Here is a 22,885-nt window from a genome sequence, read left to right as displayed (position 1 = left end):
GTTAGGAACGGCACTGATGCGCTCCCGAGGCGGCGGCTATGAAATGCATAAGAGAGCCGGCGTGCACTTCACAGCCGGCCCATAGCCCGCGCCATAGGAATCACATAGGAACGGCACCACAATGGACCCATGACCGCCTCCGCACCCGCTACCGCACTCACCCGCCCCGACGGCTCGTCCCTGCGCGTGCTCGTCGTCGACGACGAGCAGATGCTCACCGACCTGCTGTCGATGGCGCTGCGGATGGAGGGCTGGGAGGTGCGCACCGCCGCCTCGGGCTTCGAGGCGCTGCAGACCGCCCGCGAGTTCGACCCCGACGCGATGGTGCTCGACATCATGATGCCCGACCTCGACGGCATGGCCGTGCTGCAGCGGCTGCGTCAGTCGGGCGACGATGTGCCGGTGCTGTTCCTCACCGCGAAAGACGCCGTCGGCGACCGGGTGGCCGGCCTGACCGCGGGCGGAGACGACTACGTCACGAAGCCCTTCAGCCTCGAAGAGGTCGTCGCGCGCCTGCGCGGGCTGATGCGTCGCGCGGGCACGGCGTTCGCCGCCGGCGCCGAGCCGATCCTGCGCGTCGCAGACCTGACGCTCAACGAGGACAGCCACGAGGTCGAGCGCAGCGGCCGGGAGATCGAGCTCACCGCGACGGAGTTCGAGCTGCTGCGCTATCTCATGCGCAACCAGCGCCGCGTCGTGTCGAAGGCGCAGATCCTCGACCGTGTCTGGAACTACGACTTCGGTGGGCGCTCGAGCGTCGTCGAGCTGTACATCTCGTACCTCCGCAAGAAGATCGACCAGAACCACGAGCCGCTCGTCCACACCGTCAGAGGCGTCGGCTACATGATCAAGGCCCCGCAATGACCAAGGCGACGACGGATGCCGCACCCGACGCATCCGACAGCGAAGACGCCGTCGACGACGCGGAGACAGCGGAGCCGGCGAAGCCGAAGCGGCGGCGTCGCCCGTGGACGCTGCAGCGCAAGCTCATCGTCACGGTGGTGGGCATCACCTCGTTCATCCTGGTGCTCGTCGCCGTCGCGACGAGCGCCATCCTCGGCAATGTTCTCGAGCAGGGCCTGAGCGAGCAGCTGCGCAGCACCACCGAGCGCACCGCCGTGCAGGTGCGCCAGTACGTCGGCGCCGGCGCCACGGCCGAGCAGATCCTCACGGAGCAGCCGTACCGCGAAGGGTTCCTCCTCGCGGTGCAGCAGATCGGCCAGCCCGCCACTGCCGCGGTCACCCTCGACGACGGATCGGTCGTCGCCCTCGACGACGATCAGATCGCCGAACTCGCGGCCGGACTGCAGGGCGAAGGGCCTCTCGTCGTCACGCTCGACGGGCTCGGCACGTACCGCGTCGACGGCAGCCGGACCGGCGACACGATCGTCGTGGTCGGCCTCTCGCGCACCGAGGTCGCCTTCACGATCGCGCAGATGCTCACCACCATCGGCCTGCTCACCCTCGGCGGCCTCATCCTCCTCGCCACCGCGACGGCCTGGACCATCCGCGCCGGCCTCGCGCCGCTGCGCGAGGTGGCGGCTACCGCCGAGCGCGTCGCCGAGCTGCCACTGGCACAGGGCGAGGTGTCGATCTCCGACCGCGTGCCCGACGCCGATCCGCGCACCGAGATCGGCCGCGTCGGGGCGTCGCTGAACACGCTGCTCGACCACGTCGGAGCCTCGCTCGAGGCCCGGCAGCGCAATGAGGAGCGGATGCGCCGGTTCGTCGCCGATGCGAGCCACGAGCTGCGCACTCCCCTGGCCTCGATCCGCGGCTACTCCGAGCTGTCGCTCCGAGCACTCGGCATGGACCACCGCGCGGCGACCATCGAGACCGCCGAGTCCTCGCTCGAGCGCATCCAGGCGCAGTCGCTGCGTATGACGACCCTCGTCGAGGATCTGCTGCTGCTCGCCCGTCTCGACGAGGGCCAGGAGCTCGTCTACGGCTCGGTCGACCTCACCGCTCTCGCCGTCGAGGCCGTCGGCGACGCCCGGCCCGCGGGCCCCGACCACACGTGGGTGATCGACGTGCCCGAGGCGCCCGTCGTGATCGCCGCGGACTCGGGTCGCGTCGACCAGGTGATCGCCAACCTGCTCGCGAACGCCCGCACGCACACGCCCGCCGGCACCACGGTGACCGTCGAGGTGACGCGCGACGGTCAGGACGCGGTGCTGCGGGTGCACGACGACGGTCCCGGGATCGATCCGGCGATCACCGACGAGCTGTTCGAGCGCTTCGCGCGCGCCGACCGCTCACGCGCGCGGCAGACCGGCGGCACGGGTCTCGGCCTGTCGATCGTGAAGGCGATCGTGCAGGCCCACCACGGGCGCATCTCGGTGCGCAGCGTGCCGGGCGACACCGTGTTCGAGGTGCGGCTGCCGGCACGCCCCGAGGATCCCGCAGCCCTGGCCGGCGCGGAGCCGATGATCGAGGCCGCCGACGCCGAGCCGGCCTCGGGCGACGATCAGTAGCCGCTGAACGCGTCGGTCGTGATCGACCGGGCTCGCTCGAGAGCCGGAGCGAGCTCGGCGATCAGTCCTGCGGGGCCGGAGATGTAGGCGTGCCGCGAAGCGATGTCGGGCACGACGCGCACCAACCCGTCGGCGTCGAGGCGCACACCCTGGGCCCAGGTCCAGTTCGCCGGGAGGTCGGCCGGCCGGTCGCGCGTGAAGACGATGACGTCGACTCCGGATGCCTCGATCTCGGCGCGGTACACGAGCTCGGACGCATCCGACGCGACGTACACCAGCACGACGTCGCGGTCATCTCCGGTCGCGTGGAGCTGACGCAGCTGCGAGATGAACGGCGTCACCCCGATGCCGGCCGCCACCATGAGCACCGGCGCAGCTGAGCGCTTGGGCAGCAGGAAGTCACCCCACACGCCGGTGATCGCGAGGCGCTCCCCCGGCTCGACCTCGGCGAGCGCCTTCTTGTACGAGCTCTGCGACGGGCCGGAACCGCTGTCCTTGAAGGCGAGGGTGAGAAGCGGCAGATCGGCGGGGGCCGACGCGATGCTGAACTCCCGCCGGGTGCCGCGCGCATCGGGATGCCGGTGGGGCACCTCCAGCTCGAGGTACTGGCCGGGCAGGAACTGGAGGCGGTCGTGCACCCGGAAGGTGAGCTCCTGCACGCTCGCGGTGGGCGCTGCGCGTGACACCAGCGTGAGCCGCACTGCCGTGCGCACCGCGAAGGCGAACGCGACGAGGTTGCCGATGAGCAGCGCGCGCTCCTGGCCGAGCGAGATCTCGCCGAGCGGGATGGGCCAGCCGGCGAGCACGCCCACGACTGCGGCGACCGTGAACTGCTGCCAGCGACGCGGCGGCAGGGTCAGGGGCTCCGACAGCATGAAGGCGCCGAGGAAGAGGAACGGCGACGACCAGAGGATCTGCGTGAAGAGCTCCAGCGAATCGAACTCGAGCCCGGCCGCCTGGTACTGCGCCGACGTGCGCAGCACCGCAACCGCCACCGCGATCACGAGGAAGACGAGCACGACGCGCACCTTCTCGGTGCGCACCAGCACGGCGGCGCCGAGGATGATGACGGGCGCGGCGAGCGCCGGCGTGCCGACCCACCACGCCGACGAGCCGAGCGCCGGCCAGGCGAGGCTGAGGAGGCTCAGCACCGTCGCGCCGACGGCAGCGGGGTTGAAGATATGGCGGCCGCGCCAGGCGAGGAGGTACTTCGACAGCGACGCGATCGCGGCGGCGAGGGCGATGCCGCCGAGCGCCGCGAGGTCGAGAGTGGGGCGCAGCACGAAGAGCAGGATGTGGGCGGTGATGAGCGACGACTCGAGCCGCCACGGCAGCTGGAGCACCCGCTGAGCCGCGGCGTCGACGCCGATGCAGACCGCCGACAGCACAGCGAGGGTCACGAGCAGCTCCGCCGGCCCGGGCCCGACGAGGCCGAAGAACGATTCGATGATCGCGATCACGGCGAGAACCGCCAAGGCGAGATACACGAGTCGGTACATCGACACCTTGCCGAGCACCGCGTACACGCGGTTCCATCCCGCCGTCAGCGAGCCGATCACATCACACCGTTCGTTTCGGTCACCGGTCCACGCTATCCCGTCTCGAGAAGAGCTCGGCGCTGCATCCGGGAGACCACTCCACTGCGCCGTCGGTGGTCATGCGCACCCACTCCACCCCCCACTCGTGCGCGAGAGCCGGTCCCCCGTCGAAGAACAGCGCAGTGCTCGCGGCATCGGCGATCATCGCCGTCGGGGCGACGGCCCAGGTCGCGGCGATCGTGCGCACGGGCAGTCCGGTGCGGGCGTCGAGCACGTGGTGGAGTCCGTCACCCCAGGCACGGCGGTTCACCGCTGACGCGCACAGCGCGGCATCCGTCACCTCCCACACCCCGATCGCCCGGGTGAGGTCGTACGGATGCTCCAGTCCGATGCGCTCCGTCGCTCCCGAGACGCGGATGTCGCCTCCCGCGTCGACGACGGCCGCGCCGGGCGCCGTGCGGTGGATCTCGTCGGCGACGAGATCCACGAGCCGTCCCTTGCCGAGCGCCCCCACGTCGAGGAGGCCGGGGCGGCGGAGGCGCAGCTCTCCGCCCGTCCAGCTGACGATGTCACGCCAGGGCATCGTCCGGGGTTCGGGCTCCCCGCCGCGCAGCGAGTACGCCGCGTCGTAGCCGAGTGACTCGAGAGCCGAACCGACGAGGGGGTCGACAGCCCCGCCGGTGGCGTCGGAGAGTTCGGCGTACACCTCGAACATGGCTGCCGCGTCGGGCGGAGCATCCGTCGCGCCCCCTCCTGCCAGGGAGCGCACGACGGAGTCGTCGCGGAATCGCGACCACTCGCGGTCGAACCGGTCGATGACGTCAGCGATCCGCTGCCGCGCAGGCGTCGGCAGCGCAGACGGCGTCTCGATCTCCCAGACGGTGCCGATCGCCTCGAAGCGCCACACCGCGGAAGTCACGGCGATCAGGCCGCCGCGTCGGCCTTGATGGTCTCGATCGCGTCGTTGAAGCCGCCGCTCGTGAGCGACGAGCCGGCGACGCGGCTGACCGAGATCTCATCGATGTCCTGACCGACGACGGCGTCGGAGATGCCGCCGATGAACTGGGACTGGTACTGCTTCGACTCGGCCTTCTGCGGATCGCCGACGACCTCGACCGAGGTGATCACGTCGCTCTCGAGGGTGACGGTGACGCTGATCTGCTCGACCGACTCGGGCGTGGAGTACGACCCTTCGGCGGTGTAGGTGCCGTCGGCGTACGTCGCCGTGCCCGCATCCGACGATCCGGTGTCGGTCGACGTGTCGGAGCTGTCGCTCGAGGTGTCGGTCGTGTCGGCCGCGGTGGCGCACCCGGCGAGCAGCGCGACCCCGGCGGCGGTGAGTGCGGCGGCGCCGATTCCGGCGCGGACGGGACGGGACGAGACGGGGGTGCGAAGCATGGCGGCCTCCTGGGGCGGGGTCGTGTGTGGGGGAGTTCGATCCTGACGCGCGAGTCTATGAGGCACCTTGGAGCGCCCGATGCGTCTGCGGCGTCGGGCGTCGACGCAGCGAGATCTTGAGCGCCTCCGCAGCGAAGAAGATCACGACCGACAAGACCACCGGTGTGACCCATTCGACAGCCGGGAGCGGCCGCGACTCGAACAGCGTGTTCATGAACGGCACGTAGGTGAAGAGGATCTGCAGCACGAGCAGCGCCAATGCCGACCACCAGACGGCGGGGTTGCCGCGCAGCACATCGAGGGTGATGCTCGAGCGGCTCAGGAACCGGCAGTTGAGGAGGAACGCGAACTGACCGAGCGCGAGCATGAGCACCGCCTCGGTGCGCGCGGTCGGCACGTCGACACCCGCCGCCACCGCGCGGTAGAAGACCGCGAGCGTCGCGCCGCCGATGAGAAGAGACGTGACGAGCACGAACGCCAGCTCGCGACCGTCGATGATCGGCCCGCCCGAGGCGCGCGGAGGGCGGCGCATGATGCCGCGCTCGGCGGGCTCGTACGCGAGGGCGAGCGAGAGGGTGAGCGCCGTCACCATGTTCACCCACAGCACCTGCACGCTCGTGAGCGGCAGCGTCAGGCCGAACACCACCGCGACGAGGATGACGAGCGACTGCGCCCCGTTGGTCGGCAGCAGGAAGACGATCGACTTGCGCAGGTTGTCGTAGATGCGACGGCCTTCGGCGATCGCGCTGCGGATCGTCGCGAAGTTGTCGTCGGCCAGCACGAACTCTGCGGCCTCCTTCGTCGCCTCGGTGCCCTTGATGCCCATCGCGATGCCGACGTCGGCGCGCGTGAGCGCCGGGGCGTCGTTCACCCCGTCGCCGGTCATGGCGACCACCTCGCCGTGGGACTGCAGCGCGCGGACGATGCGGATCTTGTGCTCGGGGCTCGTGCGGGCGTACACGTCGACGTCGCGCACGACCTCCTTCAGCTGCTCCTGGCTGAGCGCCTCGAGCTCGACGCCGGTGAGCACCTCGGCGTCTTCGCCGACGAGCCCCATCTCGCGCGCGATCGCGACGGCGGTTCCGGCGTGGTCGCCGGTGATCATCTTCACGCGGATGCCCGCCGCGTGGCAGTCGGCGATCGCGTCGACCGCCTCCGGGCGTGGCGGGTCGACGATCCCCCAGAGCCCGAGGAACTCGAGGTCGGCGAGATCGTCGACCTCGATCCCGGCTGTGTCGGCGCGGACCGGCTTGCGAGCGGCGGCGAGCACGCGGAGGCCGTCGGCGCTCAGCGCGTCGACCGCCGCGGTCCAGCGGACGACGTCGAGCGGCTCCGCGCCGTTCGCACCGCGCTGGGTGAGGGAGCGCTCGAGGAGGCGGTCGGGCGCGCCCTTGACGAGGATCGCGCGCGACCCGTCGGTGCCCTCGTGGAGGGTGGCCATGAACTTGTTCGCGGAGTCGAACGGGATGACGCCGACGCGGCGGCCGACCACGCGCGCGCCGCCCTTCATGGCGACCGTCTTGAGGGCGCCCTCCGTCGGCTCGCCCACCAGCGTCCACGCCCCGCCGTCGTCCTGCACGATGTGGGCGTCGTTGCAGAGCGTCGCGATGGCGAGCACCGCGGCGAGGTCGCGGGTGTCGGTCGGCTCAGTCACGGGCACGATGTCGCCGACCGGCTCGTACCCGATGCCGGTGACGTCGTACTCGGCCAGCGGGGTGACGATCCGCCGCACCGTCATCTCGTTGCGCGTGAGGGTGCCGGTCTTGTCGGAGCACACCGTCGTCACGGATCCGAGCGCCTCGACGGCGGGGAGCTTCCGCGTGATCGCGTTGTGCCTCGCCATCTGCTGCACGCCGATCGCGAGGGTGATCGTCACGAGCGCCGGGAGTCCCTCGGGGATCGCCGCGACGGCGAATCCGATCGTGGCCGAGATCAGCTCGTCGAACGGCATCTGGTGGAGGAACCGGCCGATCATCAGCATGACCGCGGCCATCGCGAGGATCACGACGGTGAGCACCCGGCCGAAGCCGTCGAGCTGTCGTGTGAGGGGGGTCGCCAGCGCCTCCGCCTCGTCGGCGAGGCCTTGGATCCTCCCGATCTCGGTGTCGGGGCCGATCGCCGTGACGAGACCCCTCCCCTGCCCGGCGATCACGATCGTGCCCGAGTACGCCATCGAGCGCCGGTCGCCGATGCCGGCATCCGTCGCCACCTCGTCGACAGACTTCGACGACGGCACCGACTCGCCGGTGAGCGCCGACTCGTCGATCCGCAGGTTCACGGCATGGAGCAGCCGGACGTCGGCGGGCACCTTGTCGCCCGGCATGAGGCGCACGACGTCGCCGGGCACGAGATCCTCGGCCGCCACGGTCGACCATCCGCCGTCACGGCGCACGGCAGCCTCGGATGACAGCATCCCGCGGATGCCGGCCAGCGCCTTCTCGGCGCGACCCTCCTGGACGAACCCGATGACCGCGTTGATGACCGCCACGGCCATGATCACCCAGAAGTCGAGCCAGTCGCCCATGAGGGCCTTGATGACCGCCGCCCCGAGCAGGATGTAGATCAGGGTGTCGTTGAAGTGGGCGAGGAAGCGCACCACGGCGGGCTTGCGCACCGGGTCCGGCAGCCGGTTCGGCCCGGCGATCAGCCGGCGCTCCTGCGCATCGGCGGTCGCGAGTCCTCCCGCGTCCGCCTCGAGGTGCTCGAGAACCTCACGGGCCGGCAGCGCCCACGGGCGCGGCACGGTGAGTCGGGCCTCGGTCAGCGGTTGCGTCATCGTGCCCTCTGTGCGTGCGGTGCGGAAGCAGGTGCGGTCTGGCCCTCGGGTCAGGCGGCTCCGTCGAACATGCTCGTGACCGATCCGTCTTCGAAGACCTCGTGGATCGCCCGCGCGAGAAGCGGCGCGATCGGCAGGATCGTGAGCGACGGGAAGCGCTTGGACTCGGGCAGCGGGACCGTGTCGGTGACGACGACCTCGTCGATCGCCGCGCTCTGCAGACGCGTCGCAGCCGGGTCGCTGAAGATCGCGTGCGTCGCCGCGACGATGACCCGCACCGCGCCGGCGGCCTTGAGCGCCTCGGCGGCCTTCACGATGGTGCCGCCGGTGTCGATCATGTCGTCGACGAGGAGGCAGACACGCCCCTGGACGTCGCCGACGATCTCGCTCACGGTGACCTGGTTCGCCACGTTCGGGTCACGACGCTTGTGGATGATTGCGAGCGGTGCGCCGAGGCTGTCAGACCAGGTGTCGGCGACGCGGACGCGTCCGGTGTCGGGCGAGACGACCGTGAGGAGCTCGCGGTCGGTCGCCGACAGGTTCTGCTCGAAGTACTCGAGCAGGACCGGCTTCGCGAAGAGATGATCGACGGGACCATCGAAGAAGCCCTGGATCTGGGCGGCGTGGAGGTCGACGCTCATCACGCGGTCGGCGCCCGCGGTCTTGAGGAGGTCGGCGACCAGGCGCGCGCTGATCGGCTCGCGCCCGCGGCCCTTCTTGTCCTGACGGGAGTACGGGTAGTACGGCATCACCACGGTGATGCGCTTGGCCGACGCGCGCTTGGCGGCGTCGAGCATGATGAGCGTCTCCATGAGCCACTCGTTGACGGGCGGGCCGAAGGACTGGATCAGGAAGAAATCGCAGCCGCGGATCGAGACCTCGAAGCGGGTGAGGATCTCACCAGATGCGAACGTGCGGTACTCGGTGGGGACGAGCTCGGTGCCGAGCTGCTCTGCGACGTCTTCTGCGAGGGCCGGGTGCGAGCTGCCACGGGCGACGACCAGCCGCTTCTTCGTCTTCGCGACGAGTCCGGGAGCGATGTCGTGCTCGCGGTCCAGCTCAATGGTCTTCTTCTTGCGCCCCATCGTCCGCCTTCTGTGCGGACCGAGCCTGGGCCGCGGCTCGCGCCGCCCCGGTTCCCGGTCGATTCTTCTCGACCCACCCCTCGAGGTTGCGTTGGGGGGCCACGCTCAGTGCCAGTGCCCCGGCGGCGACATCCTTGCGGATGACCGCGCCGGCCCCGGTCTTCGCGCCATCACCGATCCTAACCGGCGCGACCAGCACCGTGTGCGCGCCGGTGTGGGCTTCGGCGCCGATGATCGTGCGGTGCTTGTTCACGTCGTCGTAGTTCGCCGTGATCGTGCCGGCGCCGAGGTTCGCCGCCTCGCCCACCTCGGCGTCGCCGACGTAGATGAAGTGGGGAAGCTTCGCGCCCGCGGCCACCTGGGCGTTCTTGGTCTCGACGAACGACCCGACCTTGACGTCGTCGCCGAGCACGGTGCCCGGACGCAGGTGGGTGAAAGGACCGACGGAGACGCCGGCGCCGACCACCGCGAGGTTGCCGTCGACGCGGCGGAGCACCGCACCGGCGCCCACCTCGCAGTCGGTGAGGCTCGTGTCAGGGCCGATCACGGCGCCCGACTGCACCGTCGTCGCGCGCAGCAGGTGCGTGTTCGGCAGGATCGTGACGTCGGGGGCGAGCGTGACGTCGGTGTCGATGTACGTGGTGGCGGGATCGACCACCGTGACGCCGGCCAGCTGGTGCCGGCGGACGGTGCGGGCGTTCAGGATGCGCGCGGCCTCGGCCAGCTGCACCCGGTCGTTGACGCCGAGGGCGGCGGCGGCATCGGGCGCCTGTGCGGCGGCGACGACCGCGCCCACGCCCCGCAGCAGCCCCACCACGTCGGTCAGGTACATCTCGCCCTGAGCGTTCTCGGTGCCCACCAGAGGGAGCTGCGTGCGCAGCTCGCCGGCACGGAAGACGTACACGCCCGCGTTGATCTCGGTGACGGCGGCTTCGGCCGCGCTCGCGTCCTTCTGCTCGACGATGCGGAGCACGCGGCCGTCGGCATCGCGGATGACCCGGCCGTAGCCGGTCGCATCGTCGACACCGGCGCTGAGCACGGTCGCCGCGGCGTCGCCGGTGCGGTGCGCCTCCACGAGCGACGCGAGGGTGTCGGCTTCGAGCAGCGGCACGTCGCCGCTCAGCACGAGCACGTCGCCCGCGAAGTCGCCGAGCGCGTCGAGGGCGACCTGCACGGCGCGGCCGGTGCCCGCGATCTCGTCCTGGTCGACGACGACGGCCTCGGGTGCGGCATCCGTCACCGCGGCGGCGACGAGGTCGCGCTCGTGGCGCACCACGACGACGACCCGCTCGGGCGTCAGCGCGTGCGCGGTGGTGAGCACGTGACCGATGAGCGTGCGGCCCCCGATCGGGTGCAGCACCTTCGGCAGCGACGACTTCATGCGCGTGCCCTGGCCCGCGGCGAGGACGACGACGGCCAGGGCGGAGGATGCGGTGGTGGTCATGCTCCGCCGCCAGGACTCGAACCTGGACCTCACAGCTCCAAAGGCTGTCGTGCTGCCATTACACCACGGCGGATCGCCGCGCTCGGCGGCCCCGACAAGTCTGCCAGACGCGCACTCCCCGCCCGGTCGCGACGGGCGCCGGCGGATGCCGCATGCGTGGGATAGTGGGGCGGTGGGCAGTCAGACAGACGAGGTCGACCGGATCGTCGAGGCGTGGATCGCGCAGCGGCCCGACCTCGACTTCTCTCCCCTCGGCGTGCTCTCCCGGGTCGACCGGCTCTCGCGGCACCTCGACCGTGCGCGGCGCGACGCGTTCCGCCGCAGCGACCTCGAGCCGTGGGAGTGGGACGTGCTGTCGGCGCTCCGCCGCGCCGGCGAGCCGTTCCAGCTCAGCCCCAAGCAGCTGCTGCAGCAGACGCTCGTCTCGAGCGGGACCATGACCAACCGCATCGACCGGCTGGTGGGGCGCCGCCTCGTGCGGCGCGAGGCCGATCCCGGCGACGGCCGCAGCGTGCTGGTCACGATGACCGACGACGGCAAGACGCGAGTGGATGCCGCGATCACGCGGCTGGTCGACGCCGAGGCGCTGCTGCTGGGCACCCTCTCGCGCGGCGACCGCGAGCGCCTCGCCGGGCTGCTGCGCAAACTCAGCCTCGGCTTCGACGCCTGAGCCGACACGGCGGCCGCGAGGCGGCCGGCGTGCGGGGCCCCCCGTGCTCGGGATGCCAGGATCGGACCATGAGTCTTCTCGTGAACGCCGACAACTTCGCCCTCGCCGAGACCCATCGGATGATGCGCGACCTCCAGCGCAACGCCGGCGGAGTGAACCGCTTCCTCCACAGCCGCACCCCTGCCGACATCGAGAATCAGGCCGTCATCCGGCTGAACCGCGACACGCTCTACAGCTTCGCCGTCGTCGACATCAGCGCCGGCGCGACGTTCACCCTCCCCGAGCACGGTGACCGCTACATGTCGGCGATGGTGGTCGACGAGCACCACTACATCGACGCGGTCTTCCACGGCGCGGGAGAGCACCGGCTGACGCTCGACGAGTTCGACACCCCGTACGTCGTCCTGGCCGTGCGCACCCTGGTCGACCCGACGGATGCCGCGGACGTCGCCGCGGTCGCGGCGCTCCAGGATCAGATCGCCCTCGACGCCGTCTCCGCGACGGAGTTCGAGATGCCCGACTACGACACCACGACCTTCGACGAGACGCGCGATGCGCTCCTCGCCCTCGCACGCAACCTGACCGGCTTCGACGAGATGTTCGGCTCGGCCGACGAGGTCGACCCCGTCCGCCACCTCATCGGCACCGCTGCGGGCTGGGGCGGGCTGCCCTCGTCGGAGGCGAGCTACATCGGGGTCGACCCGCGGCTTCCCGTCGGGTCGTACGAGCTGACCGTCGGCGACGTTCCCGTCGACGGCTTCTGGTCGATCTCGGTCTACAACGCCGCCGGGTTCTTCGAGCCGAACGCGCAGGGCGCGTACACGGTGAACAACATCACGGGCGTCCGAGGCGACGACGGCACCATCACCGTCCGCTTCGGCGACCACCCCGCCGGTCTCCCGAACGTGCTGCCGATCACCGAGGGATGGAACTACCTCGTGCGGCTGTACCGCCCGCGCCCCGAGATCGCCGACGGCAGCTGGAGCTTCCCGACCATCGCGTCGTAGTCGCGCCGGCGACCGCGTCTCAGCCGATCTGCTCGGTGAGCTCGAACCAGCGCTCCTCCACGCCGTCGCGCTCCTTCTCGAGCTCGCCGATGCGGGCCATCTCGGCCCCCAGCCCCACGTAGTCGGACTGGTCGTGGTCGGCGAGGGCCGTGCGTGCCGAGCCGATCTGCGACTCGAGTTTCTCGAGCCGCCGCTCGAGCGCGGACGCCTCCTTCTGCGCGGCGCGCAGCTCCGCGCCGCCGAGAGACGGCGTGACCGGAGTCGCGGGTGCCGAGGATGCGGCATCCGTCGCCTTCGCCGGCGCCTCGCCCGCGGCCTTCTCGCGCTCCCGCAGCCGCAGGTACTCGTCGACGCCGCCGGGAAGATGGCGGAGGTGCCCGCCGAGGATCGCGTACTGCTGGTCGGTGACCCGCTCGATGAAGTACCGGTCGTGCGAGACGACGAGGAGCGTGCCCGGCCACGAGTCGAGCAGGTCCTCGATCGCGGCGAGGATGTCCGTGTCGAGGTCGTTCGTCGGCTCGTCGAGGATCAGCACGTTCGGCTGCTCGAGGAGGATCAGCAGCAGCTGCAGGCGCCGCTTCTGGCCTCCGGAGAGATCCTTGACCGGGGTGGAGAGCTGCGCGCTCGCGAACCCCATGCGCTCGAGGAGCTGGCCGGGGGTGAGCTCCTGAGCCTTCGACCCCGACCCGAACGTGTACGTGGTGCGCAGGCGCGAGATCACCACCCGCACCGGGTCGTCGAGGTGCTGCTCCAGCTCGTCGAGCCGCTGGGTGAGGGTTGCGACGTTGACGGTCTTGCCGCGCTTGACCCGCCCGGCGGTGGGCTCGACGTCACCGGCGACGAGGCCCAGCAGGGTCGACTTGCCGGCGCCGTTCACACCGAGGATGCCGGTGCGCTCCCCCGGAGCGATCCGCCACTCCACCGGATGGAGCACCTCGCGCAGGGCGCCCGTCGCGGGATCGGGAAACGACACCGCGGCGTCCAGCAGATCGACGACGTCCTTGCCGAGTCGCGACACGGCGAGCGACTGCAGCTCGGTCTTGTCGCGGATCTCGGGCACATCGGCGATGAGCTCGTTCGCGGCGTCGATGCGGAACTTGGGCTTCGACGTGCGGGCCGGCGCGCCGCGACGCAGCCACGCCAGCTCCTTGCGTGCCAGGTTCTGCCGGCGCGCCTCGATGGCCGCAGCCTGCCGGTCGCGCTCGACGCGCTGCAGGATGTACGCCGCATAGCCGCCCTCGAACGGCTCGACGATGCGGTCGTGCACCTCCCACGTCGCGGTGCAGATCTCGTCGAGGAACCAGCGGTCGTGGGTGACGACGAGGAGTCCCCCGGCGGTGGGCGACCACCGTCGCTTGAGGTGCGCGGCGAGCCAGGCGATCGCCTCGACATCGAGGTGGTTGGTGGGCTCGTCGAGGAAGACGACGTCGTGGTCGCCGGTGAGGAGCGCGGCCAGCGCGACGCGGCGGCGCTGCCCGCCGGAGAGCCCCAGCACCGGGCCGTCCCACGGGATGCCGGTGAGCAGGCCCGCGATCACGTCGCGCACGCGCGCGTCACCCGCCCACTCGTGCTCGGGGCGGTCGCCGACGACCGCCTCGGCGACCGTCAGCGCGTCGTCGAGGGTGTCGGCCTGGTCGAGCACTCCCACCCGCACCCCGCCGCGGACGGTGACGCGCCCCGAGTCGGGCTCGAGGCGGCCGGCGAGCATCGCGAGGAGGCTCGACTTGCCGTCGCCGTTGCGGCCGACGATGCCGATGCGGTCGCCTTCGTCGATGCCGAGCGAGACGCCGTCGAAGACGACCTTGGTGGGGAATTCCAGGTGGAGGGCCTCGGCCCCGAGAAGATGCGCCATGTCCCCTCCAGGCTAGGCGACCGCGCGACGGCTCTCTGCACCGGGTCGCATGCCCGGCCTGCGCCCGAGCCTCAGTACCAGAAGCTGAGCCGGGGCGCGGTGTGCCACCCGAAGGTGCGGGCCGCAGCCGCGGCATCCGTCGTCTTCACGCGGCCGGCGGCGGCGAGCGTCGCGATGGAGACACCGCCGAGGTACGCCGCCGACAGTTCGGCGATGCCGAGGGCGATCGGCACCGCCCACGCGGGAGCATCGTCATCGGCCCGTGAGACGGTGCCGCGCCCCTCGCCGTCGACGCGCAGCAGCCAGCGACCCGTCGTGTGACCGAGCGGGTCGGCCACGTCGAGCACGAACTCCCCGGCGGCGCCGAAGGTGCGCGCCTCGAGCGCCGCCTTCACGTCGAGGATGCGCACGTACTGGTGGTCCATCACCGTGACCGTCGCGGCGCGCTGGTCGGAGAGCATCCACCGCAGCGGCTCGTCGACCGACAGCTCGCCGGCGCGCACCTCGGCCACCAGGTCGAGCTCGACGAAGAAGCGCCACAGCGCGGCATAGGCGTCATCGGTCTCGGCGAGCAGATAGCCGACGTGCACCGACGCCTTGGTGAAGTCGTCGTGATTCTCGGTCACGGTGTACACGGCGACGCCACGGACCTCGCCGTCGGCGTCGGCGTAGCGCACGGCGCGCTTCGAACCGGCTTTCTCGGCATCGGGGCGGGTGCCCGTGTAGCCGTCCCACCCGCCGGGCTGCATCGGGATCTCACCCGCGGTCGACAGGCGCCTGCGGTCATGGATCGTGCCGAGCAGCTCACGCGCCTGCTCGCGGGTGACGAAGTCGACACGGCCGTCGGGGATCGGACCGATCCACGATGCGCGCTTCACGTCGATCCGCCATTCGGCGCTCAGCGCGGCGGGGGCGAAGCCGTACCGGCCGTACAGGGTCGACTCGCTCACGGTGAGCATCGCCATCGGAGCACCCGCAGCTGCCGCCGCGGCGAGCTCGCCCTCCAGCATCGCCCGCGCGATTCCGCGACGGCGGTGCGTGGGCGAGACGGTGACGGCGGAGATCGCGCAGGAGGGGATCACCGCGCCGCCCGGCACGGTGAGATCGGCGATCCACGATGCGATCGTCGCCACGGGCGCGTCGGCCATCGGCGCGGTGGAGTCGTACACGCCGGTGGACCGGCGATGGGCGCTGCGCTCCCGGATCGCGGCGACCTGCGTGTCGGTGCGCTCCTCGCCGAGGAATCCCCGGCCGACGACGCCGAGCCACGCGGCGAAGTCGGAGCCGTCGTGGTCGACGACCCGGTAGTCCAGCCCCGTCGCCGCCAGACGGTCGCGCGAGCCCGGGTCGACCGGGGCGGCGAAGAAGTCCGCGGGGTCGACTGCGGACGTGCTGGCCTGCATGGAGTCGGTCATGGGAGGAGTCCCTTCGTGGTCACGAACGGTCGGAGGAGTGATCGTCTCATCAGCCGACGACACGGGCGCCGGGAACCGGGCCGTGCACGTGCAGGGCCTCGTACCCGGCCGCCGACAGCGTCACCTGCAGCTCGAGTGCCGACTCGGCGTCGGCGGCGAGGAAGGCGAGCGTCGGACCGGAGCCCGACACGATGCCCGCCAGCGCCCCCGAGGCCTCGCCGACCTCGAGCGCCTCGCGCAGATCGGGCTTGAGTGACAGCGCCGCCGCCTGCAGATCGTTGCGGATGTGCTCGGCGAGCGCCGTAGCGTCGCCGCCGCGCAGCGCCTGCAGCACGCGCGGGTCGACCTCGGGGGCATCCGCCCCCGCCGGGACGTCGTGGGACGACCGCAGACGGTCGAGATGCGCGTACACCTCGGGCGTCGAGAGCCCGTCGCCCGAGGGCACGAGCACCCAGTCCACGCGACCCTTGGCGAGCGCGGGACTCAGCTGGTCGCCGCGGCCCACGCCGATCGCGGTGCCGCCCATGAGGGCGAACGGCACGTCGGCGCCGAGTCGCGCAGCGAGGCGGTGGAGCTCCGCCGAGCCGAGGTCGGCACCCCACAGCGCGTCGCAGGCGACGAGCGCCGCCGCGGCATCCGCCGATCCCCCGCCCATGCCGCCCGCGACGGGCACGTGCTTGACGATGTCGAGGTGCACGCCGCCGGTGTGCCCGATGCGCTGGGCCACGAGCCTGGCCGCGCGCACCGCGAGGTTGCGGTCGTCGGCGGGCACGCCCGACACGTCGACCGACCCGGACACGGCGATCGTGAAGTCGTCCGAGGGCTCGGCCCAGACGTCTTCGTACAGCGACACGGCCTGGTACGCCGACGCGACGTCGTGGTACCCGTCGGGCTGCACATCGCCCACCTCGAAGAAGACGTTGAGCTTCCCCGGGGCGCGCACGTGCACGCGGGCGGCGGCGTACGCCTCGCTCACTGCGTGGCCGATTCCGCCCAGAGATCGACGTCGATGCCGTCGGACAGCGCATCGATGCGCTCGAGCTCCTCGGTGGTGAACGCGGGTCCGTTCAGCGCGGCGAGGTTCTCGTCGAGCTGCGCCGGGCGCGACGCGCCGATGAGTGCCGAGGCGACCACCGGGTCGCGCAGCACCCACTGGATCGCCATCTGGGCGAGCGACTGGCCGCGCTCCTTGGCGATCACGTCGAGGCCGCGCAGCCGCGACAGCCCCTTCTCGGAGAGGTTGCGGTCGGGCACCGACCAGCGCTTCTGGGCGCGGTCCGCGGGGCCCCCGCCGAGGTACTTGTCGGTGAGGAGTCCCTGCGCGAGCGGCGTGAAGGCGATCGCTCCCATGTCCTCCTGCTTCAGCGCCCCGGTCAGGCCGTCCTCGACCCAGCGGTTGAGGATCGAGTAGGACGGCTGGTGGATGACGAGCGGCGTTCCGAGCGACCGGGCGATCGCGGCGGCCTCGACGGTGCGCTCCGCGCTGTACGACGAGATGCCCACGTAGAGCGCCTTGCCCTGACGGTAGAGCGTGTCGAGCGCGCCGATGGTCTCCTCGAGCGGCACGTCGGGGTCGAACCGGTGAGAGTAGAAGATGTCGACGTAGTCGATGCTCATGCGCCGGAGCGACTGCTCGGCGCTCGCGATGACGTACTTGCGTCCGCCGCCGTTGGCGTACGGCCCGTCCCACATGTCGTAGCCGGCCTTCGACGAGATGATCAGCTCGTCGCGGTAGGGGGCGAAGTCCTCGCGCATCATGCGCCCGAAGTTCGTCTCGGCGGTCCCGTACGGCGGACCGTAGTTGTTGGCGAGGTCGAAGTGGGTGATGCCCTTGTCGAAGGCGTGCCGCAGCAGCGCCCGCTGGTTGTCGAACGGGATGTTGTCGCCGAAGTTCCACCACAGCCCCAGCGAGATCGGGGGGAGGGTGAGGCCGGATGTGCCGACCCGGCGGTACTCGCCGAGGTCGTAGCGGTCATCGGCGGCGGCGTACGGGCGGTGGAGGTCTCCGCCACGGGAGCGGTAGCGCGGCTCTTCTGTCACGCTGTCCAGGCTATCGGCGGGCCGCGCCGCGCGCACGGTCGTGACCGCCTCGGCGCGTCCTGCCTGCGAGCGCCGCGCCCGGAGGTTCCGCCGGCGACCGCGCAACCCCCGCCGCGCGGAGGTAACGTCTCCGTAACGCATCGCGCCTATGGTTGCGGAGCGGGCTCCACTCGGCTCCGCAGAAAGGGGGCCGCATGGTCACGCTCTCGGCGCTGCCGTCACCGCACCAGCCCCACACCGATCTGTTCGACCGCCCCGACATCGCACTCGACGGCGGCATCCTGCACCTGCTCCACGATGACGTCACGCCAGTTCAGGCGCGCATCGACGACCTCCTCGCCGTGGCCGACGCGCTGGGCGACGCAGGCGTCGCCGTGATGCTCGTGCGTCACGACGGCGACGTGCCCGCACTCGTCGTGGATCTCGCCGACGAGGCCCGCGCCTACGATGCGATCGCCGCCCTCGGCGCGCACGAGCCGTTCTACCTCAAGCCCCGCCGAGCCCCCGTGGTTCCGGCGACCGAGGCGCGCGCCACCGGATCGCCGGCATCCGTCAAGGTGTTCCGCCCGCGCCTCACCCGCACCGGCGGGCTGCGCTACGGCGCCTCGCTGGCCGCGCGGCTGGAGTTCTGGCGCTTCGGCGACGACCTCGTGGAGGCGCCGCACGACAACGCGCTCCTCCGGCGCATCACCGCCGCCTCCGACCTCACCTCCGCGACGGTCGAGCGCTATGGACGCACCTGGCGCACCGTCGCGGGCATGTTCGACCCGCATCCGCACGAGGTCACCGGAGACATCGACATCGTGTTCTCCTGGGTCGACGGCTCGTCCAGCGCCTTCCAGCGCGAGCGCGCCGCCCGCATGTCGGAGTACGTGGTCGGCGAGGGCGACGACGGCCCCGCGCGCTACCGGCACGTCGACGAGCTGCGCTATGCGCTGCGCAGCGTCCATATGTACGCACCCTGGGCCCGGCGCATCTTCATCGCGACGGACTCGCCCGCCCCCGCGTGGCTGCTCGACCACCCGAAGGTGACGATCGTGCGCAGCGAGGAATTCTTCGCCGACCCCGAGGTGCTCCCCACGCACAACTCGCACGCCGTCGAGGCGCAGCTGCACCGCATCCCCGGACTCGCCGAGAAGTTCCTCTACTCGAACGACGACATGTTCTTCGGGCGCCTCGTTGACCCGTCGATGTTCTTCACGCCCGGCGGGGTGACCAAGTTCGTCGAGTGCCACGTGCGCATCGGGTCCGGCTCCCCCGCCCCGCACCGCAGCGGTCACGACAACGGACTCCGCGTGAACCGCGCCCTCCTCCACGAGAGGTTCGGCCGCGAGATCGTCCGCGACCTCGACCACTGCGCGACGCCGCTGCTGCGCAGCGTGATGGCCGAGCTCGAGCAGACCTTCCCCGACGATTTCGCCCGCACCGCGGCATCCCGCTTCCGCTCCGCCACCGACATCTCGGTCACCAACAGCCTCTACCACTACTACGCGCTGATGACCGGGCGCGCGATCGCCACCCGCCAGCCGCGCGTGGCGTACGTGCAGACCACGCAGGCGGGGTCGCTGCGCGGGATGGAGAAGCTCGTGGCGCGCCGCGACGTCGACATGTTCTGCCTGAACGACGGCGGCGACGCGGAGGTGCCCGAAGAGCTGCGCGTGCGCGCGCTGCGCTCCGCCCTCGAGCGGATGTTCCCGGTGCGGGCGCCCTGGGAGCGCGACGAGCTCAGCGAACGAGAGCGATCGGCTCGGTCGGCGCATCCGTCCGGGAGGCGCTGACCGGCGCGATCCCCGCTGCGCGCAGGCGCCGCTGCGCCTCGACCGGGTCGATGTACTCCATCACGCGGGGTGCCTCGACCGGCACGATCGAGTGCACCACGGTGTCGTCGTAGACGTGCACGAGGTTGAACGCCTGCGCCCCGTCCTGCGGCCGGGTGCCGCCGACGGGCACGGTGAGGTCCTGCGCGTAGCATGTCGACGACGCGACCGAGACGGGGATGCCGGCGAACGTGGCGAACGTCGAGTAGTGCAGGTGCCCCGCGATGATGGTGCGCACGTCGGTTCCGCGGAGCACCCGCGCGAGCCGCGACTGATCGCGCAGCTCCACACTCGCCGCGAGCGGCAGCACGGCGGGCACCGGCGGGTGGTGCATCGCGAGGACGGTGCCGAGCGGGGCCGGCGTCGCGAGCACGTCGGCGAGCCAGGCGAGCTGCTCGTCGCGCAGCTCGCCGTGGTGCTCGCCGGGAACCGTGCTGTCGAGCGTGACGATGCGCAGCCCGTCGAGCTCGTCCACGCGGTCGATCGGGCGCATGTCGGCCGAGAGGTCGTCGTACAGCCCGGCGCGGAACGCGGCGCGGTCGTCGTGGTTCCCCATCACCCACAGGATGCGGGCGCCGAGGCGCGCCGCGAAGGGCTCGACCATCGTGCGCAGCGTCGCGTAGGCACCCGGCTCGCCGTGGTCGGCGAGATCGCCGGTGAAGACGATCGCGTGGGGGCGGGCACCGCTCGCCTCGATCGCCGAGATCGCCCGTTCGAGACGCTCGGCGCCGTCGACGACGTCGAAGATGCGCGTGCCGTCGGCACGCAGGTGCGTGTCGCTGATGTGGAGCAGGATGCGGTCGGGAGCCGGGTACTCGGCGGTGCGCATGGCGGGTTCTCCGGTCCGCCGCGAGGCGAGCTGCCCGTGGAACGGGACGGCGGACCTTCGAATGTTACCGGCATGTTTCGTGAAGATCCGGTGCGCCGCGGTGAACAGTCACGGAACGACACGGAACCGGCGGTGCCAGGCGCCCGACGAGGTCGACGTCAGACGACGCGCGCGATCGCCAGGAAGTCCTCCACGCGCAGCTCCTCGCCGCGCGCCGTCGGAGCGACCCCGGCGCTCTCGAGCACCGCCGATGCCTCGGCCGCCGATCCGCCGAGCACCGCCGCGAGCGCCTGCCGCAGCATCTTGCGGCGCTGCTGGAACGCGGCGTCGACGATCCGGAAGGTGCGCAGGCGCTCCTCCTCCGTGCCGCGCGCCTCGGCGTCGCGATGGAAGCCGACGAGCACGCTGTCGACGTTGGGCACCGGCCAGAACACCTGCCGCGAGACGGTACCCGCCAGTCGCCACGTGCCGTACCAGGCGGCCTTGACGCTCGGCGCGCCGTAGGTCTTCGATCCGGGGGGCGCGGCGAGGCGCTCGCCGACCTCGGACTGCACCATGACGACCCCGCGCTCGAGGTACGGGAAGCTCTCGAGGAAGTGCAGCAGCACGGGCACCGACACGTTGTACGGCAGGTTGGCGACCAGCACGGTCGGCTCGCCCGGCAGTTCGGCGACCCGGAGCGCGTCGGCATCGACGACGGTGAGCGCCTCGGGGGCGACGCCGTGCGCGGCGGCTGTGGCGGGCAGCCGCGCCGCCAGGCGATGGTCGATCTCGACGGCGGTGACGGATGCCCCGGCCTCGAGGATCGCCAGCGTGAGCGACCCCAGCCCGGGCCCGACCTCGACGACCCGCTCGCCCGCGGTGACCCCGGCGACATGCACGATCTTGCGCACCGTATTGGCGTCGACCACGAAGTTCTGCCCGAGCTTCTTGGTCGGAGTGACATCGAGTTCGGCGGCGAGCGCGCGGATCTCGGCGGCTCCGAGCAGGGTGACGGGCATGACGTCCACTGTACGCAGGGCCGACGAGGTGGCGTTGCGGCGCGCGCACTCGCACGGCGCCGCACGGGCCGCTAGCGTGGCGGGCATGGACACGACCGGCTCGATCCCCGCCGACGCTTTCTCACTGCGCAGCCCCTACGGGCGTCGCGCCATCGGCCTCGCAGTCGCGGCGGCCGTCGGCGGGTTCCTCTTCGGCTTCGACTCGTCGGTGATCAACGGCGCGGTCGACTCGATCTCGGCCGACTTCGAGATCAACGACGTCCTCACCGGGTTCGTCGTGGCGATCGCCCTCCTCGGCTGCGCGGTCGGCGCGATCATCGCCGGCAACCTGTCGGACCGCTGGGGGCGCCTGCGCGTCATGTTCCTCGGCGCGATCATGTTCTTCGTCAGCTCGCTCGGCGCCGGTCTCGCCTTCGCGGTCTGGGATCTGGCCCTGTGGCGCGTGATCGGCGGCCTCGGCATCGGCATCGCCTCGGTGGTGGCCCCGGCCTACATCGCCGAGATCGCACCGCGCCAGGTGCGCGGCGGTCTGGCCTCGCTGCAGCAGCTCGCCATCACCCTCGGCATCTTCGCCGCGCTCCTGTCCGACGCCCTCCTCGCGAACGCGGCGGGCGGGGCGGATGAGCCGCTGTGGTTCGGCCTCGAGGCGTGGCGCTGGATGTTCATCGTCGGCGTCGTCCCGTCGGCCGTGTACGGCATCCTGGCGTTCACCCTCCCCGAGTCGCCGCGCTTCCTCATCGCGAAGGGGCGCATCGACGAGGCCCGCACGATCTTCAGCCGCCTCGTGCCGGAGGCCGACCTCGAGCACACGATCCGCGACCTGCAGACCGCCATCGAGACCGATCGCAAGAACGCGGGTGTGTCGCTGCGCGGCCCGGTTCTGGGCCTTCAGCGCATCGTGTGGGTCGGCATCATCCTGTCGGTGTTCCAGCAGTTCGTGGGCATCAACGTGATCTTCTACTACTCGACGAGCCTCTGGAAATCGGTCGGCTTCGACGAGACCGACTCGTTCACGATCAGCGTCGCCACCTCCGTCACGAACGTGCTGGTCACCCTCATCGCGATCTTCCTGGTCGACCGCGTCGGCCGAAAGCCCATCCTCCTCACCGGCTCGGTGATGATGGCCGTGTCGCTCGGCGTGATGGCGATCGCGTTCATGTTCGGCGAGGGCACCGGCCAGGACGTCACGCTCCCGGCTCCCTGGGGACCGATCGCGCTCGTCGCGGCGAACGTCTTCGTGATCGGCTTCGGCGCATCGTGGGGGCCGCTCGTCTGGGTGCTGCTCGGCGAGATCTTCCCGAGCCGTATCCGCGGCAAGGCGCTCGGCGTCGCCGCAGCAGCGCAGTGGATCGCGAACTTCCTCATCACGATCTCGTTCCCCGCGATGTCGGCGTGGTCGCTTCCGCTCACCTACGGCATGTACGCGGCATTCGCGGCGCTGTCGTTCTTCTACGTGCTGCTGCGGATCCCCGAGACCAAGGGCATGGACATCGAGCAGACCGAGACGCTCTTCACGAAGTAGGCCCGGAACCCACGGCG

18 protein-coding genes and 1 tRNA gene are annotated in these 22,885 nt (G+C 71.3%); 6 read left to right on the top strand and 13 right to left on the bottom strand.

Annotated features, from left to right (window positions below):
- Positions 1-129 precede the first annotated feature (129 nt).
- Both JOD63_RS04210 and JOD63_RS04205 read left to right on the top strand, forming a co-directional pair.
- Positions 130-864 (top strand): response regulator transcription factor, encoded by a 735-nt coding sequence (locus JOD63_RS04210; protein WP_045275988.1) that lies wholly within the window; start codon positions 130-132, stop codon positions 862-864.
- Positions 861-2,474 carry a sensor histidine kinase gene (locus JOD63_RS04205; RefSeq protein WP_084613551.1) on the top strand — a complete coding sequence of 538 codons (1,614 nt, stop codon included), beginning with the start codon at positions 861-863 and terminating at the stop codon, positions 2,472-2,474. Before JOD63_RS04210 ends, JOD63_RS04205 begins: the two co-directional genes overlap by 4 nt.
- On the opposite strand, the gene JOD63_RS04200 is transcribed toward JOD63_RS04205, so the two are convergent.
- The 7 genes from JOD63_RS04200 to JOD63_RS04170 form a co-directional block, all read right to left on the bottom strand.
- The gene (locus JOD63_RS04200; RefSeq protein ID WP_045275989.1) at positions 2,468-4,033 is read right to left on the bottom strand and encodes an FAD-dependent oxidoreductase; all 1,566 of its coding nucleotides are present in this window, start codon (positions 4,031-4,033) and stop codon (positions 2,468-2,470) included. The two genes, JOD63_RS04205 and JOD63_RS04200, sit on opposite strands and share 7 nt — an antisense overlap.
- A 19-nt stretch (positions 4,034-4,052) precedes the next feature.
- Positions 4,053-4,931 carry an FAD:protein FMN transferase gene (locus tag JOD63_RS04195; RefSeq protein ID WP_157004010.1) on the bottom strand — a complete coding sequence of 293 codons (879 nt, stop codon included), beginning with the start codon at positions 4,929-4,931 and terminating at the stop codon, positions 4,053-4,055.
- A gap of 5 nt (positions 4,932-4,936) precedes the next feature.
- Positions 4,937-5,410, bottom strand: a complete 474-nt coding sequence (locus JOD63_RS04190; RefSeq protein ID WP_045275991.1) for an FMN-binding protein — start codon at positions 5,408-5,410, stop codon at positions 4,937-4,939.
- 55 nt (positions 5,411-5,465) lie between these two features.
- On the bottom strand, positions 5,466-8,186 hold the full coding sequence (locus tag JOD63_RS04185; protein ID WP_045275992.1) for a cation-translocating P-type ATPase: 2,721 nt from the start codon (positions 8,184-8,186) through the stop codon (positions 5,466-5,468).
- A gap of 50 nt (positions 8,187-8,236) precedes the next feature.
- Positions 8,237-9,271 carry a ribose-phosphate diphosphokinase gene (locus JOD63_RS04180; protein WP_045275993.1) on the bottom strand — a complete coding sequence of 345 codons (1,035 nt, stop codon included), beginning with the start codon at positions 9,269-9,271 and terminating at the stop codon, positions 8,237-8,239.
- Positions 9,246-10,715 carry a bifunctional UDP-N-acetylglucosamine diphosphorylase/glucosamine-1-phosphate N-acetyltransferase GlmU gene (gene glmU / locus JOD63_RS04175; RefSeq protein WP_045276063.1) on the bottom strand — a complete coding sequence of 490 codons (1,470 nt, stop codon included), beginning with the start codon at positions 10,713-10,715 and terminating at the stop codon, positions 9,246-9,248. Before glmU ends, JOD63_RS04180 begins: the two co-directional genes overlap by 26 nt.
- 1 nt (position 10,716) lies before the next feature.
- Positions 10,717-10,788 (bottom strand) — tRNA-Gln (locus tag JOD63_RS04170).
- Positions 10,789-10,860: 72 nt separating this feature from the next.
- On the opposite strand from JOD63_RS04170, the gene JOD63_RS04165 reads away from it, so the two are divergent.
- Complete coding sequence (locus tag JOD63_RS04165; protein WP_045275994.1) at positions 10,861-11,385, top strand: MarR family winged helix-turn-helix transcriptional regulator; 525 nt, start codon at positions 10,861-10,863, stop codon at positions 11,383-11,385.
- A 68-nt stretch (positions 11,386-11,453) separates the two neighbouring features.
- The gene (locus tag JOD63_RS04160) at positions 11,454-12,392 is read left to right on the top strand and encodes a DUF1254 domain-containing protein (protein ID WP_045275995.1); all 939 of its coding nucleotides are present in this window, start codon (positions 11,454-11,456) and stop codon (positions 12,390-12,392) included.
- 19 nt (positions 12,393-12,411) lie between these two features.
- On the opposite strand, the gene JOD63_RS04155 is transcribed toward JOD63_RS04160, so the two are convergent.
- The 4 genes from JOD63_RS04155 to JOD63_RS04140 form a co-directional block, all read right to left on the bottom strand.
- The gene (locus tag JOD63_RS04155; RefSeq protein ID WP_045275996.1) at positions 12,412-14,244 is read right to left on the bottom strand and encodes an ABC-F family ATP-binding cassette domain-containing protein; all 1,833 of its coding nucleotides are present in this window, start codon (positions 14,242-14,244) and stop codon (positions 12,412-12,414) included.
- A 71-nt stretch (positions 14,245-14,315) separates the two neighbouring features.
- Positions 14,316-15,659, bottom strand: coding sequence for a GNAT family N-acetyltransferase (locus JOD63_RS04150; RefSeq protein WP_045275997.1), 1,344 nt, complete (start codon positions 15,657-15,659; stop codon positions 14,316-14,318).
- A gap of 49 nt (positions 15,660-15,708) precedes the next feature.
- On the bottom strand, positions 15,709-16,635 hold the full coding sequence (locus JOD63_RS04145; protein WP_045275998.1) for a 4-(cytidine 5'-diphospho)-2-C-methyl-D-erythritol kinase: 927 nt from the start codon (positions 16,633-16,635) through the stop codon (positions 15,709-15,711).
- Positions 16,632-17,699, bottom strand: coding sequence for an aldo/keto reductase (locus tag JOD63_RS04140; RefSeq protein ID WP_045275999.1), 1,068 nt, complete (start codon positions 17,697-17,699; stop codon positions 16,632-16,634). Before JOD63_RS04140 ends, JOD63_RS04145 begins: the two co-directional genes overlap by 4 nt.
- Before the next feature lie 194 nt (positions 17,700-17,893).
- Here JOD63_RS04140 and JOD63_RS04135 point away from each other — a divergent pair, with 194 nt between their 5' ends.
- Positions 17,894-19,477, top strand: a complete 1,584-nt coding sequence (locus JOD63_RS04135) for a stealth family protein (RefSeq protein WP_045276000.1) — start codon at positions 17,894-17,896, stop codon at positions 19,475-19,477.
- On the opposite strand, the gene JOD63_RS04130 is transcribed toward JOD63_RS04135, so the two are convergent.
- A complete protein-coding gene (locus tag JOD63_RS04130; protein ID WP_045276001.1) occupies positions 19,425-20,345 on the bottom strand; it encodes a phosphodiesterase in 921 nt (306 codons plus the stop codon). The genes JOD63_RS04135 and JOD63_RS04130 overlap by 53 nt on opposite strands.
- Before the next feature lie 158 nt (positions 20,346-20,503).
- Positions 20,504-21,346, bottom strand: coding sequence for a 16S rRNA (adenine(1518)-N(6)/adenine(1519)-N(6))-dimethyltransferase RsmA (rsmA, locus tag JOD63_RS04125; protein WP_045276064.1), 843 nt, complete (start codon positions 21,344-21,346; stop codon positions 20,504-20,506).
- An 85-nt stretch (positions 21,347-21,431) separates the two neighbouring features.
- On the opposite strand from rsmA, the gene JOD63_RS04120 reads away from it, so the two are divergent.
- Positions 21,432-22,868, top strand: coding sequence for a sugar porter family MFS transporter (locus JOD63_RS04120; RefSeq protein WP_045276002.1), 1,437 nt, complete (start codon positions 21,432-21,434; stop codon positions 22,866-22,868).
- The last annotated feature ends 17 nt before the right edge of the window (positions 22,869-22,885 follow it).

It is taken from the genome of Microbacterium terrae (assembly GCF_017831975.1).
GTDB lineage: Bacteria > Actinomycetota > Actinomycetes > Actinomycetales > Microbacteriaceae > Microbacterium > Microbacterium terrae.
This window is presented reverse-complemented; position numbering and strand designations above follow the sequence as displayed.